This window comes from Xanthomonas sp. SHU 166, from assembly GCF_000364685.1.
Taxonomy (GTDB): domain Bacteria; phylum Pseudomonadota; class Gammaproteobacteria; order Xanthomonadales; family Xanthomonadaceae; genus Xanthomonas_A; species Xanthomonas_A sontii.
In genome coordinates, this window is sequence record NZ_AQOJ01000745.1 from 1 (window position 1) to 1706 (window position 1706).

Sequence of the window (1706 nt, forward strand, 5' to 3'; positions counted from 1 at the left end):
GCCCGCGCCGCGGGCGACTGGCGCCGGCTGAACGTCGACGACGCAGGCCGCTGGCACCAGCCGGGCGGGCTGCATCTGGATCTGTCGGCGATCGCCAAGGGCTACGGCGTCGACCTGGCGGCGACGGCGCTGCGTGCGCATGGCGTGGAAAGCGCACTGGTCGAGGTCGGCGGCGATCTCTATGGCTACGGCCGCAAGCCGGACGCGCAGCCGTGGCGGGTGTTGATCGAGGCCGCTGCGGATGAGGAGGTGCATGGCGATGCATCGCCGCGCGCGCTCGCGGTCGATGGCCTGGCGGTGGCCACCTCCGGCGACCGCTGGCACCACTTCGAACAGGACGGACGACGCTATGGACACCTACTGGATCCGCGTCGCGGCCGACCGATCGCCGCGACGCTGGCCGCGGTGACGGTGGTGGCCGCCGATGCCATGCGTGCCGATGCCTGGGCCACTGCCCTGAGCGTGCTCGGTGTGGAAGCCGGGCTGGCCTGCGCCGAGCGCGAAGGACTGGCGGTGCGCTTCCTGGTGCGCCACGACGGCGCAGTGCAGGAACGGCTCAGCAGCGGCTTCGCGGCGTTAGCAAGGGGCTGAGCTGAGCGCGGCACTCTGCTGGATGAGCCGCGGCCGGGAGAACACCAGGGCACCGCGCGAGACCTGGCGCCGGCGTGTTCCGGACAACGCGCCGCGACCCGACCGCCACTGCTACGGTGGCGGCTACGGCCGCGACGACGCCAGGAACGCCACGCCGTCGCGCCATCAGCGCGACGCCGGCAACCCCATGCGCTGCAGCTCGAACACATAGCCCTTGCCGCGTACCGTGCGGATCCATTGCGGCACCAGCGGGTCGTCGCCGAGCTTCTGGCGCAGCCGCGAGACCTGCAGATCGATGCCGCGACTGCCCGCAGGCATGCTGGCCTCGCCGTCACCCAGCGCGGTGCGCAGCGTCTCACGCGTGAGCACCTCGCCCGGCTGCTCCAGGAACACCGCCATCAGCCGCAGTTCGCCGGGCGACAGCGGGATCGTCCGCCCGTCCGGCGCCACCGCCTGGTGCCGCGCGGCATCGACCTGCCAGCCGCCATGCGCCGCTGCCGGCGGCTGGGTCGCGCGCACCCGACGCAGCACCGCGTTGAGCCGCGCCACCAGTTCGCGCAGGTCGGGCGGCCGCACCAGGAAGTCGTCCGCGCCCAGATCCAGCCCGATCACCCGGTCCACCGGCTCGGCGCGGTCGGCCATCATCACGATGGCGATATCGCCGCGGTCGCGCAGTTGCCGGCACAAGCGCAGGCCCTCGGCACCGTCGAGGCCGGCATCGAGCACCACCGCGTCGTAATGCCCGGCCGCCAGTTGCGCCTGCAGGTGCGGCGCACTGTCGGCGTCGTGGGCCTGCAGGTTGAAACACGCCAGGTAATCGCGAATCCGGTCGCGCAAGACCGCGTCCGCGTCCGCCACCAGAATTTTCGCCAACCACCTGTTGTCCGAGAGCACCTGTCGGCTTCCGCTGTACGGCCCGGATGGCCGCGTTCGCGCATTGGACGCGGTCGGCGTCGACGCTGCAAGAGCCGCGCGCGTGGTGGAGCGGGCTCAGTCCGCCGGCGTCGGCAGGGCCTCGATGCGCATCGCCAACACCTCCCCGCCCCCGCTCAAAGCAAAGCGGCGCCTGGCATCGGCGGCCAACCAGGCACTGTCGCCGGCCGCCAATGGCGGCA

The 1706-nt window shown here is 72.5% G+C and carries 2 protein-coding genes and 1 pseudogene; 1 reads left to right on the forward strand and 2 read right to left on the reverse strand.

Features of this window, described 5'->3' with window-relative positions:
• Window positions 1-591 (forward strand): FAD:protein FMN transferase (locus tag D180_RS17320; protein ID WP_017913795.1); only part of this gene is annotated, 591 nt, incomplete at its 5' end.
• Between the two features lie 165 nt (window positions 592-756).
• Here the strand turns inward: D180_RS17320 and D180_RS17325 are convergent.
• Together D180_RS17325 and D180_RS24680 are read right to left on the reverse strand one after the other, a co-directional pair.
• Entirely contained in the window at window positions 757-1449 is a 693-nt protein-coding gene (locus D180_RS17325; RefSeq protein WP_017913796.1) for a response regulator transcription factor, read from the reverse strand.
• A gap of 132 nt (window positions 1450-1581) precedes the next feature.
• Window positions 1582-1706, reverse strand: a pseudogene (locus D180_RS24680) (HutD family protein); the annotation flags it as partial.